This is a genomic window from Pseudomonas fragi (genome assembly GCF_025426255.1).
GTDB lineage: Bacteria > Pseudomonadota > Gammaproteobacteria > Pseudomonadales > Pseudomonadaceae > Aquipseudomonas > Aquipseudomonas kulmbachensis.
The window spans coordinates 542,679-556,159 of record NZ_CP104861.1 but is presented as its reverse complement, the minus strand read 5'-3'; the positions used below and the strand labels follow the sequence as shown (position 1 = coordinate 556,159).

At 58.5% G+C, this 13,481-nt stretch carries 15 protein-coding genes; 8 read left to right on the top strand and 7 right to left on the bottom strand.

Going from position 1 to position 13,481, the window contains the following annotated elements:
• Positions 1–14 precede the first annotated feature (14 nt).
• Genes N7D90_RS02700 through nrdR form a run of 3 tightly spaced genes read right to left on the bottom strand, consistent with a single transcriptional unit; the run spans position 15 to position 2,318 of the window.
• Entirely contained in the window at positions 15–677 is a 663-nt protein-coding gene (locus N7D90_RS02700; protein ID WP_261740759.1) for a riboflavin synthase, read from the bottom strand.
• Between the two features lie 46 nt (positions 678–723).
• The gene (gene ribD / locus N7D90_RS02695; protein ID WP_261740758.1) at positions 724–1,857 is read right to left on the bottom strand and encodes a bifunctional diaminohydroxyphosphoribosylaminopyrimidine deaminase/5-amino-6-(5-phosphoribosylamino)uracil reductase RibD; all 1,134 of its coding nucleotides are present in this window, start codon (positions 1,855–1,857) and stop codon (positions 724–726) included.
• A complete protein-coding gene (nrdR, locus tag N7D90_RS02690) occupies positions 1,854–2,318 on the bottom strand; it encodes a transcriptional regulator NrdR (protein WP_029611200.1) in 465 nt (154 codons plus the stop codon). The genes ribD and nrdR overlap by 4 nt, the downstream gene beginning before the upstream one ends.
• Before the next feature lie 139 nt (positions 2,319–2,457).
• Here nrdR and N7D90_RS02685 point away from each other — a divergent pair, with 139 nt between their 5' ends.
• Genes N7D90_RS02685 through trxA form a run of 3 tightly spaced genes read left to right on the top strand, consistent with a single transcriptional unit; the run spans position 2,458 to position 4,500 of the window.
• Positions 2,458–2,907, top strand: a complete 450-nt coding sequence (locus N7D90_RS02685; RefSeq protein ID WP_261740757.1) for a hypothetical protein — start codon at positions 2,458–2,460, stop codon at positions 2,905–2,907.
• A complete protein-coding gene (locus N7D90_RS02680; protein WP_261740756.1) occupies positions 2,904–3,593 on the top strand; it encodes a class I SAM-dependent methyltransferase in 690 nt (229 codons plus the stop codon). The genes N7D90_RS02685 and N7D90_RS02680 overlap by 4 nt, the downstream gene beginning before the upstream one ends.
• Positions 3,594–3,624: 31 nt before the next feature.
• Positions 3,625–4,500 carry a thioredoxin gene (gene trxA / locus N7D90_RS02675; RefSeq protein WP_261740755.1) on the top strand — a complete coding sequence of 292 codons (876 nt, stop codon included), beginning with the start codon at positions 3,625–3,627 and terminating at the stop codon, positions 4,498–4,500.
• 173 nt (positions 4,501–4,673) lie between these two features.
• On the opposite strand, the gene N7D90_RS02670 is transcribed toward trxA, so the two are convergent.
• Positions 4,674–5,021 carry a hypothetical protein gene (locus N7D90_RS02670; protein ID WP_261740754.1) on the bottom strand — a complete coding sequence of 116 codons (348 nt, stop codon included), beginning with the start codon at positions 5,019–5,021 and terminating at the stop codon, positions 4,674–4,676.
• 135 nt (positions 5,022–5,156) lie between these two features.
• Between N7D90_RS02670 and N7D90_RS02665 the strand changes: the two genes are divergently transcribed.
• The 5 genes from N7D90_RS02665 (at position 5,157) to N7D90_RS02645 (ending at position 9,359) form a co-directional block, all read left to right on the top strand.
• Positions 5,157–5,714: a DUF2796 domain-containing protein gene (locus tag N7D90_RS02665; RefSeq protein ID WP_261740753.1), complete on the top strand. Its 558-nt coding sequence runs from the start codon at positions 5,157–5,159 to the stop codon at positions 5,712–5,714.
• A 114-nt stretch (positions 5,715–5,828) separates the two neighbouring features.
• Positions 5,829–6,539, top strand: a complete 711-nt coding sequence (locus N7D90_RS02660; RefSeq protein ID WP_261740752.1) for an ABC transporter ATP-binding protein — start codon at positions 5,829–5,831, stop codon at positions 6,537–6,539.
• A gap of 1 nt (position 6,540) precedes the next feature.
• Positions 6,541–7,806, top strand: coding sequence for an ABC transporter permease (locus N7D90_RS02655; RefSeq protein WP_261740751.1), 1,266 nt, complete (start codon positions 6,541–6,543; stop codon positions 7,804–7,806).
• A 25-nt stretch (positions 7,807–7,831) separates the two neighbouring features.
• A complete protein-coding gene (locus N7D90_RS02650; protein ID WP_395247180.1) occupies positions 7,832–8,341 on the top strand; it encodes a DUF3299 domain-containing protein in 510 nt (169 codons plus the stop codon).
• 319 nt (positions 8,342–8,660) lie between these two features.
• Positions 8,661–9,359, top strand: coding sequence for an OmpW/AlkL family protein (locus N7D90_RS02645; protein WP_261740749.1), 699 nt, complete (start codon positions 8,661–8,663; stop codon positions 9,357–9,359).
• Positions 9,360–9,416: 57 nt separating this feature from the next.
• Here N7D90_RS02645 and N7D90_RS02640 read toward each other — a convergent pair whose 3' ends face one another.
• The 3 genes from N7D90_RS02640 to N7D90_RS02630 all read right to left on the bottom strand — a co-directional run bounded on the left by N7D90_RS02640 (position 9,417) and on the right by N7D90_RS02630 (position 13,481).
• Positions 9,417–10,346 carry an NAD-dependent epimerase/dehydratase family protein gene (locus N7D90_RS02640; RefSeq protein ID WP_261740748.1) on the bottom strand — a complete coding sequence of 310 codons (930 nt, stop codon included), beginning with the start codon at positions 10,344–10,346 and terminating at the stop codon, positions 9,417–9,419.
• A complete protein-coding gene (locus N7D90_RS02635; RefSeq protein ID WP_261740747.1) occupies positions 10,339–11,223 on the bottom strand; it encodes an NAD(P)-dependent oxidoreductase in 885 nt (294 codons plus the stop codon). The genes N7D90_RS02640 and N7D90_RS02635 overlap by 8 nt, the downstream gene beginning before the upstream one ends.
• Positions 11,224–11,366: 143 nt before the next feature.
• Positions 11,367–13,481: a mechanosensitive ion channel family protein gene (locus tag N7D90_RS02630; RefSeq protein WP_261740746.1), complete on the bottom strand. Its 2,115-nt coding sequence runs from the start codon at positions 13,479–13,481 to the stop codon at positions 11,367–11,369.

Here is a 13,481-nt window from a genome sequence, read left to right as displayed (position 1 = left end):
GGCACCCCCTTAAGTCAGGATTTGAGGTAGCCGTTGGCGGCCAGAAAACTTTCGCTGATGCCACCCGAGGTCGGCTCGGCGGCTTTATCGCCCAGCAGCAGACGCTCAAGGTAACGCGCCAGCAAGTCGACTTCGAGGTTGACCCGGCGACCCGGACGGTAATCGCCCATGATGGTTTCGCTCAGGGTGTGCGGAATGATCGTCAGCGAAAACTCGGCGCCATTGACCGAGTTCACGGTCAGGCTGGTGCCATCGACGGTGATCGAGCCTTTGTGCGCGATGTACTTGGCCAGTTCTTTGGGGGCGCGGATCACGAATTCGATAGCGCGAGCGTTCTCGTCACGCGAGATCACTTCACCCACACCATCGACGTGACCGCTCACCAGGTGCCCACCCAGACGCGTGGTCGGGGTCAGGGCTTTTTCCAGGTTGACCCGGCTGCCGCTTTTCAAGTCGTTGAATGCGGTGCAATCGAGGGTCTCGCGACTTACGTCAGCCGCAAAGCCGTTGCCCGGCAGTTCAACCGCGGTCAGGCACACGCCATTGATCGCGATGCTGTCGCCAAGTTTGACGTCGCTCAGGTCGAGCTTGCCGGTGTCGATTGAAACTCGTATATCACCGCCTTTAGGGGTCAGTGCACGGATGCTGCCGATGGATTCAATGATGCCTGTAAACATGGCGTTCCCCTTGAGAACAAAGCCTGCGTAAAGCGAAGGCCGAGAATTATACGCTCGCTGGCGGCACGGGTATGGCGGTGACTCGCCAGTCATCGCCCACCGCGCGCATTTCAATGATTTTGAGCAAAGGCGCTTCGCGCATGTGGGTCAACGGCAGTTCCAGCAATGGCCGGGCGGTAGACCCCAAAAACTTGGCGGCGATGAAAATCTGGTATTCATCGACCAGACCTTGCTCGGCAAAGGCTCCGGCCAGATTCGGCCCCGCTTCGACCAGCACCTCGTTGACGCCGCGTGCAGCCAGCGCAACCAACAGTTTGCGCAGATCCACATGGCCGTTGGCACCGTGGATCACCAGGCACTCAGGCCCTGTGCGGTACTGCTCGGCTGGCGGCACGCAGGTCGCGACCAGCGCTGGCCCCGCCTTGAAAAATGGCGCATCCAGCGGCACCCGCAAACGCCCGTCGACCAGCACCCGCAGCGGCGGACGGCTCAGCGCCAGCGCGGTCAACTCAGGGCTCAGCCCCAACTCAGGACCGCGAACGGTCAACCGTGCGCCATCAGCCAACACCGTGTCGGCGCCGGTCAATACCACGCTGGCCTGCGCCCGCAGGCGCTGCACTGCAGAACGTGCGTCAGGGCCGGTGATCCACTGGCTTTCGCCGTTGGCCATCGCGGTGCGGCCATCAAGGCTCATCGCCAGCTTGACCCGCACAAACGGCAGGCCGTGTTCCATGCGCTTGAGGAAGCCAGGGTTCAATGCCCGGGCCTGAGCTTCAAGTACGCCGCTGACGACCTCTATTCCGGCATCGGCCAGACGTTTGAGGCCACGCCCGGCAACTTCCGGGTTAGGGTCCTGCATGGCCGCAACCACCCGCGCTACCCTGGCGTTGATCAGCCCTTCGGCACACGGCGGGGTATGCCCATGATGGCTGCACGGCTCCAGGGTGACATAGGCCGTGGCCCCACGGGCCAGCTCGCCCGCCGCCCGCAAGGCGTGGACTTCGGCATGCGGTTCGCCGGTGCGCACGTGCCAGCCTTCGCCGACAACCTGCCCGTCACGCACGATCACGCAACCGACACGCGGGTTGGGATGGGTGGTGTACAGACCGTTGCGCGCAAGCTCGATGGCTCGGGCCATGTAATGGGTGTCTAAAACAGCTTGTTCTGTGGACTGAGTCATTCTTTTGAGGGCTCACGGGCAAGTCGGTCGATCTCTTCCCGGAACTCGTTCAAGTCCTGGAAGCGTCGATAAACCGATGCAAAGCGGATATAGGCCACTTCGTCGAGCTTTTGCAGCTCGCCCATGACCAGTTCACCCACCACCAGCGATTTGACTTCACGTTCGCCGGTGGCGCGCAATTTGTGCTTGATTCGGGCCAGCGCAGCTTCAAGACGCTCGACACTTACCGGGCGTTTTTCCAGCGCACGCTGCATTCCGGCGCGCAATTTTTCTTCGTCAAAGGGCTGACGACTACCGTCTTGTTTGATTAGACGGGGTAAGACCAACTCGGCTGTTTCAAAGGTGGTGAAACGCTCACCACAGGCCAGGCATTCACGCCGGCGACGCACCTGGTCGCCCTCGGCAACCAGACGCGAGTCGATGACTTTAGTGTCGTTGGCACCGCAGAAGGGACAGTGCATGGTGGCAGCCAACAAAAATGGGGAGCGCCATGTTAGCGCATCCCACTGGCAAGACAAGCCATAGGCTTTACGGTATACAGACGGGCTACTATGTTTTACACAATCTGATACACCGACTGACCTGCCGCTGGAGCCGTGTATGCCGCTACGAACGCTTGTTTTGCTGTGCCTCGCCAGTTTGCTGGTCGCTTGTAGCAGTGAGCCGCCAAAATCGGCACAGACTCAAGTGCTGACGCAGCCAAAAACCGACGCCCCCGCTGACCTGGGCCCACTACCGGCTTATCAGCGTGAGCTGAGCGGCGTACTGACGGGCGTTCCGGCAGGCGCCGAAGTCGAGCTGGCGATGTTGATCATCGACGAGCGCGGACGTCCTCAGGGGCTGATGGCCAGCAGCAAGATTGCCGGTAATGATCAGGCGCTGCCGTTCAAGCTGCGCTTCAATCCCGAGGCATTCCCACAGGGTATGCGGGTCGAACTGCGCGGCCGAGCCAGTCAGTCCGGGCAATTGATCCTGCACCTGCCTTCGCGAATTATCAGCCAGCCCACTACGCAGGCGATGGGTACTCTGGCTTTCGTCAAAGCGCCATGAATACACCGCTAGACCTGCAGCAGTCGTTAAGCGAGTTGTTGGGCGATGCGCAACTGGTCGTCACCGACCTGCCTGATACAACGCTCAAGCTTTGGTTGATCGATGCGCACAATATGGATCGCGCCTTCACCCCCGACGAAACCCGCCGCATTCTCTACGAGCCCCCCTACTGGGCTTTTTGCTGGGCCAGCGGTCTGGCGTTGGCGCGGTTTCTGGCCGAGCAGCCACACTGGGTCAAAGGTAAGCGCGTGCTGGACTTCGGTGCCGGCTCCGGTGTGGCGGCGATTGCCGCTGCCAAGGCCGGGGCACTGGAAGTACTGGCCTGCGATCTTGATCCGCTGGCGTTGGCGGCGTGCCGGGCGAATGCGCAACTCAATGATGTGCAGCTCGGCTATTCCAGCGACTTCTTTGCCGAGGCAGACCGCTTCGATCTGATCCTGGTGGCAGACGTACTTTACGACCGCGAAAACTTGCCGCTGCTGGATCAATTTCTCAGCCGTGGCCAACAGGCGCTAGTCGCAGACTCCCGTGTGCGCGACTTCAAACATCCGCTGTATCAGCAACTGGCAATGCTCAAGGCCCTGACTTTGCCCGACCTGGCCGAACCCCACGAGTTTCGCAACGTCAGCCTGTATCACGCACAGCGCGAGCCAAGCGCTTTCAGCCGCCAGGCCCAGCCTTTATAGTTGCCCTCATTTACCTGCTTCGAGACACATAATGAATCAGCCTACGCCTTCTTACAGCTTCGACGTGACCTCCGCTGACTTCGACAGACTGGTGGTCCAGGCCTCTTTCGATCAGCCCGTGCTGGTGGATTTCTGGGCCGAGTGGTGCGCACCGTGCAAGGTGATGCTGCCGATCCTGGAACAACTCGCCGAGGACTATCAGGGCGAGTTGCTGCTGGCCAAAGTCAATTGCGATGTCGAGCAGGACATTGTTGGCCGCATCGGGATTCAAACCTTGCCCACCGTAGTGCTGTTCAAGGACGGCAAGGTTGTTGACGGCTTCCAGGAAGCACAGCCTGAATCGGCGATTCGCGCCATGCTCGCGCCCCATGTCGTCATGCCCGAGGCCGTGGTTGAAGACCCGCTGGTGCAAGCGCAGGCACTATTTGCCGAAAGCCGGTTTGCCGATGCCGAAGCGCTGCTCAAAAGCATCCTGACCGAAGACAACAGCAACGCCAAGGCACTGATTCTGTATGGGCGCTGCTTGGCCGAGCGCGGTGAGTTGACCGAAGCACAAGCGGTGCTGGATGCGGTCAAAAGCGACGAGTACAAAGCCGAGCTGGCTGGCGCCAAGGCGCAACTGACATTTTTACGTCAGGCGGCGGACTTGCCGGATGTAGCCGATTTGAAAACCCGCGTGGCGCAAAACCCGCAGGACGACGAAGCGGCCTATCAACTGGCCATTCAGCAGTTGGCGCGCCAGCAATATGAAGGGGCTCTGGATGGGTTGCTGAAGCTGTTTACCCGCAACCGCAGCTATAACGAAGGCATCACCCACAAAACATTGCTGCAAGTGTTCGACCTGTTGGGCAACGACCACCCGCTGGTCACGACCTACCGCCGCAAGCTGTTTGCGGCGCTGTACTAAACCCGGATACATATCCGTAGCAGCTGCCGAAGGAACGAGGCTGCGTCCGGCGGCGAAGCCGTCGCAAACCCGGCAAACGCGATGTACATGAAACACCTGGGCTGAATGGCTTTACGACTGCTGCGCAGCCGGACGTAGCTTCGCGTTGCTCGTCAACTGCTACAGGAAAGTTGCTACGACCCTTCAACCCAGCTGTAAACCGGTGAGTCGGCCCCGCTGACCACCTTGACCTCAGCACAATGACGCAGGCGCACCAACAGGCGCTTGCCTGCGCCCGTGCTGCCGGTCAACGCTTCAAGCTGCCCCAACAGTTCAGGCCCGGTCATCTGCCCGGCCTTGCGCAGCATGTTTTTGGTCGTTTCCCACACGGCATCGTCCTGACTCACCGATTTAACAGGCGGCTGGCTGATTGGCGCGGCGCCGACAGGCAACTGCGCGCCCAGCTTCGCCCAATCACTCTCATCCAGTTCTACCGTCAAATCCACCGGCCAGTCGCCGATCATTCCGCGAATACGCACCATCACCCTGCTCCTCACTTTTTCTTCGCCGCATGCTCCCACGCGTCTTGCGTAACGCCAAGCACACGCGCAAACTCTCCCACCACTTGTTATAAGATTACATAACAAAACATTCATATCTTTTGCTGGAGTCATGCCATGCGCCGTTTGCTTCTTGCTCTGCCGTTTGCCTTGTTGCCGCTGGCGATGGCCCATGCCGCCGACGATCACGACCATGAACACGACAGCCTGCCACCCCATGAGCATGGCGTGGGCAGCTTGAATGTCGCGCTGGACGGCCAGACGCTGGAGCTGGACCTCGACGGTCCGTCGATGAACCTGGTGGGTTTCGAACACCTGGCCACTACTGACGCCGACAAGGCCAAGGTCGACTCGGCGCGCAAGCAACTGGAAGACCCGCTGGTGCTGTTCAGCATTCCCAAGGCAGCCGGTTGCACCGCCGATGAACAAGAGCTCAAGAGCCCACTGTTCGAACCTGCACCGGAAGAAAGCGCGGCCAAAGGCGAACATCACCATAGTGATATCGAAGCCCATTACGCGTTTACCTGCAGCACACCACACGCGTTGAAAACGCTGGATCTGACTCAGTTCTTCAAAACTTTCCCGGGCACTCATAAATTCAAGGTACAACTGATTGGCCCAAGTGGTCAGCAAGCCGTGGAAGTGACAGCGAAAGCACCCACGCTGAAGTTTTAACCGAAAATATCCATTTGTTGCCGCTGCCGTAGCCCTTCACTTAGGGGCTGCGATGCAGACCATCGCAGCCTGCGGCAGCGGCTACATAAGCAATAACCTCATTTCAGGCGACCCATGACCCAAGCACTTATTGAACTGAGCGACCTGAGCTTCAGCTGGCCGGGCCATCCCGTACTGCTGGATATTCCGGCGTTTCGCCTGGAGCCCGGTGAAACCCTGTTCCTGAAAGGCCCCAGTGGCAGTGGCAAAACTACCTTGCTGGGCCTGTTGGGCGGGGTGCAAAAAGCCAACCGGGGCACCATCCGCCTGCTGGGCCAGGAACTGGGCGAGCTCGGCTCCGGTGCCCGCGACCGCTTTCGGGTGGATCACACGGGGTATATCTTCCAGCAATTTAATTTGCTGCCGTTTTTATCGGTGCGCGAGAACGTGGAGCTGCCTTGTCACTTCTCCAAACTGCGCGCCAGCCGCGCCGTGCAACGGCACGGCAGTGTGGATAACGCAGCCCAGACCCTGCTGGCGCATTTGGGCCTCAAAGACCCTGCACTACTGGAGCGTCGCGCTGACTCGTTATCCATCGGCCAACAGCAGCGTGTGGCCGCAGCTCGCGCTCTGATTGGCCAGCCGGAATTGGTGATTGCCGACGAGCCGACCTCCGCCCTGGATGCCGACGCCCGCGAAGCCTTTATTCAATTACTGTTCGCCGAGTGCCGTGAGGCAGGCGCCAGCTTGCTGTTTGTCAGCCACGATCAAAGCCTGGCCCCCCTGTTCGACCGCAACCTGTCGTTGTCTGAACTCAATCGCGCCGCCGCATCGGCAGAGGTCTGAGATGTATCTGTTTCGTCTAGCTCTGGCCAGTCTGGCCAACCGGCGCTTTACCGCACTGCTGACCGCCTTCGCCATCGCCCTGTCCGTGTGCCTGCTGCTGGCGGTCGAACGGGTGCGCACCGAGGCCCGCGCCAGCTTTGCCAGCACCATCAGCGGCACCGACTTGATCGTCGGCGCACGTTCGGGCTCGGTCAACCTGCTGCTGTATTCGGTGTTTCGCATCGGTAATGCCACCAACAATATTCGCTGGGACAGCTTTGAGCACTTCGCCAACAATCCAAAGGTGAAGTGGGCAATCCCCATGTCCCTGGGCGACTCACACCGTGGTTATCGGGTAATGGGCACCAGCGAGGCGTACTTTGAGCACTATCAGTACGGCCACAAGCAAAACCTGCAACTGGCCAGCGGCCGTCCGTTTGCAACCGACCCATTTGAAGTTGTGCTCGGGGCCGAAGTGGCTCAAGCACTGCATTACAAACTGGGCGACAAGCTGGTGCTGGCCCACGGCGTGGCAGCAATCAGCCTGGTCAAACATGACGACAAGCCGTTTACCGTAGTCGGCATTCTCAAGCGTACCGGCACCCCGGTGGACCGCACGCTGCATATCAGCCTGGGCGGCATGGAAGCCATTCACATCGACTGGCATAACGGCGTGCCCGCCCATGGCGCCGGGCGTATCAGCGCTGATCAGGCGCGCAATATGGACCTCACGCCACAAGCCATCACTGCGTTCATGCTGGGCCTGAACAGCAAGATTTCGACCTTTGCCATGCAACGAGAGATCAATGAATTTCGCGGTGAGCCGATGATGGCGATTTTGCCGGGTGTGGCCCTGCAAGAACTTTGGAGCTTGATGAGCACCGCTGAAAAAGCGCTGTTTGTCGTTTCTCTATTTGTTGTGCTGACCGGTTTGATCGGCATGCTCACTGCGATTTTGACCAGTTTGAATGAACGTCGACGTGAGATGGCGATCCTGCGTTCAGTGGGTGCCCGGCCCTGGCATATCGCGACCCTGTTGATTTTCGAAGCACTGGCGCTGGCATTGGCCGGGGTGATCGCGGGGGTTGGCTTGCTCTATGTGTGTATCGCCGTGGCCCAAGGTTATGTGCAATCCAACTACGGGCTGTATTTACCGCTGGCATGGCCAAGTGAATATGAATGGACGCTGCTCGGCGGTATTCTGGCAGCCGCCCTGTTGATGGGCTGCGTGCCCGCATGGCGCGCCTACCGACAATCGCTGGCCGATGGTCTGTCCATTCGTCTATGAGCTTATGTTTATGAAAAGGTCTGCAATGTCCCGCGTGCTGCTGGCACTGTTACTGCTGGTTGCTACACCGTTGTGGGCGGCCGAGCCGAAAGAGCTGACCTGGTCGGAAATGATCCCGCCGGATGCACCGCCCGAAGCCCCGGACATGACGCCGCTGCACGACCTGTCCCAGATGGGCAGCATGGAGGCCGCCCCGGCGGCGAAACAGGACTTGCCCAATGCACCGGTGGTCCCGGCACTCGACGGCCAACTGATTCGCCTGCCTGGGTATATCGTGCCCCTTGAAGTCAGCGAAGACGGCCGCACCACGGACTTTTTGCTGGTGCCGTACTTCGGCGCGTGCATCCACGTGCCACCACCCCCTTCAAACCAGATCGTGCATGTGACCAGCAAGGAAGGGGTCAAACTCGACGAGCTGTACCAGCCGTACTGGATCGTTGGCGCGCTGCAGGTCAAAGCCAGCACCAGCGAGCTGGCGGATGCGGGTTATCAGATGGATGCACAAAAGATCGTGGTGTACGAATTGCCGGAGTAAAACGCCAATTTTCTGTAGCCGCTGTCGAGGCACGAGGCTGCGCAGCAGTCGAATATTCATTCAACCCGGTGGCTCAGTCAGATCGCAATTGCCGGGTTTGCGAGCGCTTCGCACTCGAACGCAGCCTCGTGCCTCGGCAGCGGCTACAAGGGTTGCCCCCCGCTAGACCCGCAACACATAGCTCCAGGATTCATTTAATCCTCATGCAATTAACGAATTTTTCACAACTTCACGCTTTCATTGAGCTGGGTCAACTGAACAGGCATACGCGCTCATTACCATTGGTTATATAAATTTTAAATATCCCAATGGAGCTCCCATGCACAAGTCTTTGCTCAGCGCAGCCGCCCTTGCGCTCGCCGTCGTCGCCCCCCTTGCCCAGGCACACACTGAAGGCGACATCATCCTGCGTGCCGGTGCCATCACGGTAAACCCGAAAGCCGACAGCTCCAGTGTCAAGGTTGATCAGGGCCCATTGGCGGGCACTGATTTGGGTGGCAAGGCGACCATGAGCAGCGACACGCAACTGGGTCTCAACTTTGCTTACATGATCACCGACCATGTGGGTATTGAACTGTTGGCCGCCACACCGTTTGAGCATGACGTCAAACTCAAGGGCACTGGGCTGGCTGCGGCCAACGGCAAACTGGGTAGCCTCAAGCACTTGCCGCCAACCCTGAGCGTTGTTTACTACCCGCTGGATTCCAAGTCAGTGTTCCAGCCTTACGTCGGTGCCGGTATCAACTACACCTGGATCTATGACGAGCACGTTGGCAGCAGCGCCAGCGCTGAAGGCTTCGACAACTTCAAGGCGAAAAACTCGTGGGGCATGGCGTGGCAACTGGGTGCTGACTACATGTTGACCGACAACATCATGATCAACGCCCAAGCGCGCTATATCGACATCGATACCCGCGCCACAGTGGAAAACAACGCCGTAGCTCCTGGCACTCGCGCCAAGGTCAACGTTGACGTGGACCCATGGGTTTACATGGTTGGCTTGGGCTATAAGTTTTAAGTAGCGGTAAGTAAAAAGGCGCCTTTGAAAGGCGCCTTTTTTGTGGGCGAGTGCTGCCTAACGGCCGAGCAAACGCGCCAGCCCGACGCTCATTGATGTGGTTTCACCCAATGTGAAACGTTGCAACAGACGGCTATTGTCGGCACGCGAGTGACGGATATCACCCGAACGCGCCGGGGCATAGCTGATCGGCGGCAGATCACCGACAACTTCACTCAGGGCTTCAAGCATTTGCTTGAGGGTGGTGGCCTTGTTCAAGCCCACGTTGACCGCGCCCTCTTCAACCTGCTGGGCCTCAATGGCCTGCACCAGAATCTTGACCACATCGCCCACATAGACGAAATCACGGGTTTGTTCGCCATCGCCGAATATGGTGATGGGCAGACCTTGCTCTACGCGCTCACTGAAAATACTGATTACGCCCGAGTAAGGCGAGGACGGGTCCTGGCGTGGGCCGAAGATATTGAAAAAGCGGAAGATCACCGGTTCCAGACCGTGCTGACGGCGATAGAAATCCAGGTAGTACTCGCTGGACAACTTGTCGACCGCATAAGGCGTCAACGGCGCTTTGGGCGTGTCTTCGACAATCGACTCACCTTCACCATTGTTGCCGTAGACCGCAGCACTGGACGCGAAGACAACCCGCTTGATACCCGTTTCACGCATGGCTTCACACACGTTCAGGGTGCCGACAAAGTTGCTCTGATGAGTTCGCACCGGGTCGTCCACCGAGGCTTGTACCGAAGCGACCGCAGCCAGATGAACCACCGCGCTGCAACCGGCCATTAGCCTGGAAACCAGCGCAGCATCCGCTACATCACCTTCGATCAACTCGACCTTGGGATTGTCCAATGGCAGATTACTGCGCTTGCCAGCCGACAAATCATCGAGGATTCGTACGGCATATCCTTTGGCCAGCAGGGCCTCTACCAGATTGGAACCAATGAAACCGGCGCCACCGGTGATAAAAACGGGCGCATTAACCATGACGATAAAACCTGTCCAGTAAAGCCGGGAGTGCCGCACGCCAAGCGCGGGGCTTAATCCCGAAAGTGTGAAGAATTTTTTTGCACGCCAGTACCGCATGCTGGGGCTCTTCTGCCGCATCCGGCCGCGCTGCGTGCGCTTGTGGCGTAGGGGCTTCGATTGCCAGCGTGTGCAGGTTGCGCGCTTCGGCCAGAATCGCCTGCCCCAGCGCCAGCGGCGTTGTCGCTTCATGCCCGGCGTAGTGGTAAGTGCCCCAGAGCGGCGCGGCACAATCAAGCTGCTTGAGCACCGAAATAATGACCCGTGCGGCGTCGTCTACCGGTGTCGGGTTACCCCGTCGGTCATCGGCCATCAACAACTCGCCGGGCTTTTCGGCCTCGGCCAAAAATCGCCCAAGGGTGCCATCGGGGCTGTCATCGAGCAACCAGCCAAAACGCAGCAGCACGTGCTGAGGGCAGATGGCCCGCACACTTTGCTCGATACGCCACAGCGCCTGGCCACGCAACCCAAGTGGGACAGGCTCGTCCTTTTCGCTGTAGGCAGTTGCTCGCGAGCCATCGAAAACTCGGTAGCTGGAAGGTTGCAGCAACGTGATGTTGTGATGTTGGCACAACTCGGCCAAACGCTCGACAGCGCGCTCTTGGCCAGCAAGACGGACCTCGCTTACCGACTGCGCCTGAAACCAGTCGAAGTAGTACGCAAGGTTGATGACAGCATCCGGGCGAGTGTCATCGAGCAGTTGCGTGAGGCTCGCGGCGTCCCAACCGTCTTGCGGTGGACGTGGGGCAAGGAAATTAATGTCTTCCTCGGCACCCAGACGAATCAGCGCCTGCCCGAGGGCATTTCCGCCGCCCAATAACATAAGGCGCATTCGCATAAAGTATGCAGGCTCAGTCTATTCAGAACGGTGATGTATACCAGAAAACCAACCGTGAAAGCTGCTGGCCATGATCAAGATACCCGTATTTTGCGGGTTTATGCCCCTCTCGTCACTGACAAACTGCCCATGTTCAAAGGCTTTCACTGCGAAGTCGGCGGGATGTCTGTCAATAACACAGTAGACCGTTGCGCCGAAGAGTCCGCTTGCGACGGCTGTTCGGGCTCGCGCACGGGCATCAGAAACCCCTGTGGATAATGTTGCGCAAAATGGACTTCCGGTGACTTATCCACAAGCTTTTTAAGCCGGTCGTTGAACGCTCGGCTAATGCTATTTTGTGCCCCGGACAGGGTTCGGAACTGCGCAGTGATCGTTACCCCGTCGAGGTTCATGCTGTCGACACCAAAAATTGTCAGCGTGCCCTGCAGGCTAAGGCTCAACATAGGGTCATCACTGATCTGAGCCCCCGCCTCGCGGATCAGATCAGTAGCCTTATCCATGTCAGTGTCGTAGGTGAACTGCACTGAAAAAAACGCGTAGGCAAACTGCCGTGAATGGTTGATCACCGCCTTGATCTGACCAAAAGGCACCGAGTGAACAAAGCCGCGCGAGTCCCGCAAACGCAAAGTGCGGATAGTCAGCCCCTCTACCGTACCCGCATGGGCCGAGTCGATTACCACCCAGTCGCCGACCGAGATCGTGTCTTCAATAATGATAAACAGCCCGGTAATCACGTCTTGTACCAACTGCTGAGAACCAAAGCCGATGGCCAGACCGATAACCCCGGCACCGGCCAGGAAAGGCGCGACGTTGACCCCCAGATTGGCCATGGTGGTAATGGTACAGATCACTACCAGCATCACCTTGATCGCATTGCGCGCCAGCGGCAGGATGGTTTTGATCCGCGTACTGGGTTCGTGAGTGCCACGTCGGTTGACCGTGGGTTCCAACGCTTGTTGAATGGCCGTGTCGAGTACCACCCAAGCCAGCCAGGTCACCAGAAAAATCAGCAGGATATGCCCCAGCGAATCACTGATGACCTTGCCAGTGCTGCTGTCTGAGGCAAAGGCCAACAACGAAAAACCCCAGATATTCGCCAACAGTTCGATAAAGGTCACGGCGAGGGCAATACGCAGCAGTGCGTAAACCACGGTTATAAAACGCTCTTTATAGGCTCCGGTGCTTTGAAATTTCGTAAGAAATGAATGATGCAGAACCGTGCTCAGAAAGACCGTTCCTATCAGCAATCCGGACGTCAGCAACGCATTACGCAATGCGCGCTCACTACCCTCGCCCACGCCCAACAAGTTGAGCGCCGTAGCCAGCAACATCAGCAGCATGGGCCAATACCAAAGCACCGAAAAAATGCGCAACGACTCTTGCAAGGCAGGCTGCCCAAGCCGTTGTGCCAAGGCACGATTGCGGATCAGGTGAGCTACCGGACGGCGTAGCCGGACTGCCAAAAATGCAAAGATCGCACACGCCACCAAGCCTGAAAAAACCGAGAGACAACTGGCGATGTTGCCACCGATTTGCAGAGTGATCTGCGGGCTATTCATGGCATCACTCAAGGCTGCCAAAAAGCCGATCAGGAACAGTGGGCGCCTGGCGTAACCGCGAATAATCTGCACGGCATGCCGTTTGTGGCCCACATCAAACATCGAACTCAGCGACAGCACCAGCGCCGCGCAGAACACCCCGCCGCTGCTGGCATACGACAGGCTCAGCGCCAATGAGCGACCCAGGGTGTCGTGAAGATAACGACTGACATACAGCGTCAATAACAACGTCACTAACGCCGGCAATAGATAAGGCACCCCATAACCGATGAGCGCCTGCACCCGAGGCCGGGTGTTTATCTGACGGCTTTGGCTCAGGTAACGCACCAGCAAGCGGCCTGCCAGCATTAAACCGACGAACGCTCCCAGCCAAACCAGCGACAACAGGAGGAAATCACTCACTCCGGTCCAGGAGGGATGAGTCGAGGCCTGCACGACAAGTTCCCCGACCTCATCGACAGCCCGCTTGGCGCGCAGGCCCCAGGTACCCAACTGCTGCACGCTCGAATCAAGCTGACTCTGTACCTCATCCATACCGGTGCCCAAGGCACCGAGCAAACCGCCATCGACCAAAACCGGCGGCTTACCGTTGGGCTCTTCGGCCTTCATGATGGAGGCCAGCGTGGGGGCGGCCTGGAGGATGCCATTCCCTGATAACAACAGGATGAGAAACAACAGCGGTGTTTTAAATTTGAACAA

Coding starts and splice junctions, on each gene's coding strand:
- N7D90_RS02645 (WP_261740749.1), top strand. CDS start 8,661: ATGCACAAGTCTTTGCTCAGCGCAGCCGCCCTTGCGCTCGCCGTCGTC.
- N7D90_RS02635 (WP_261740747.1), bottom strand. CDS start 11,223: ATGCGAATGCGCCTTATGTTATTGGGCGGCGGAAATGCCCTCGGGCAG.
- N7D90_RS02655 (WP_261740751.1), top strand. CDS start 6,541: ATGTATCTGTTTCGTCTAGCTCTGGCCAGTCTGGCCAACCGGCGCTTT.
- N7D90_RS02640 (WP_261740748.1), bottom strand. CDS start 10,346: ATGGTTAATGCGCCCGTTTTTATCACCGGTGGCGCCGGTTTCATTGGT.
- N7D90_RS02700 (WP_261740759.1), bottom strand. CDS start 677: ATGTTTACAGGCATCATTGAATCCATCGGCAGCATCCGTGCACTGACC.
- N7D90_RS02670 (WP_261740754.1), bottom strand. CDS start 5,021: ATGGTGCGTATTCGCGGAATGATCGGCGACTGGCCGGTGGATTTGACG.
- N7D90_RS02680 (WP_261740756.1), top strand. CDS start 2,904: ATGAATACACCGCTAGACCTGCAGCAGTCGTTAAGCGAGTTGTTGGGC.
- N7D90_RS02650 (WP_395247180.1), top strand. CDS start 7,832: ATGTCCCGCGTGCTGCTGGCACTGTTACTGCTGGTTGCTACACCGTTG.
- N7D90_RS02660 (WP_261740752.1), top strand. CDS start 5,829: ATGACCCAAGCACTTATTGAACTGAGCGACCTGAGCTTCAGCTGGCCG.
- N7D90_RS02685 (WP_261740757.1), top strand. CDS start 2,458: ATGCCGCTACGAACGCTTGTTTTGCTGTGCCTCGCCAGTTTGCTGGTC.
- N7D90_RS02665 (WP_261740753.1), top strand. CDS start 5,157: ATGCGCCGTTTGCTTCTTGCTCTGCCGTTTGCCTTGTTGCCGCTGGCG.
- nrdR (WP_029611200.1), bottom strand. CDS start 2,318: ATGCACTGTCCCTTCTGCGGTGCCAACGACACTAAAGTCATCGACTCG.
- ribD (WP_261740758.1), bottom strand. CDS start 1,857: ATGACTCAGTCCACAGAACAAGCTGTTTTAGACACCCATTACATGGCC.
- trxA (WP_261740755.1), top strand. CDS start 3,625: ATGAATCAGCCTACGCCTTCTTACAGCTTCGACGTGACCTCCGCTGAC.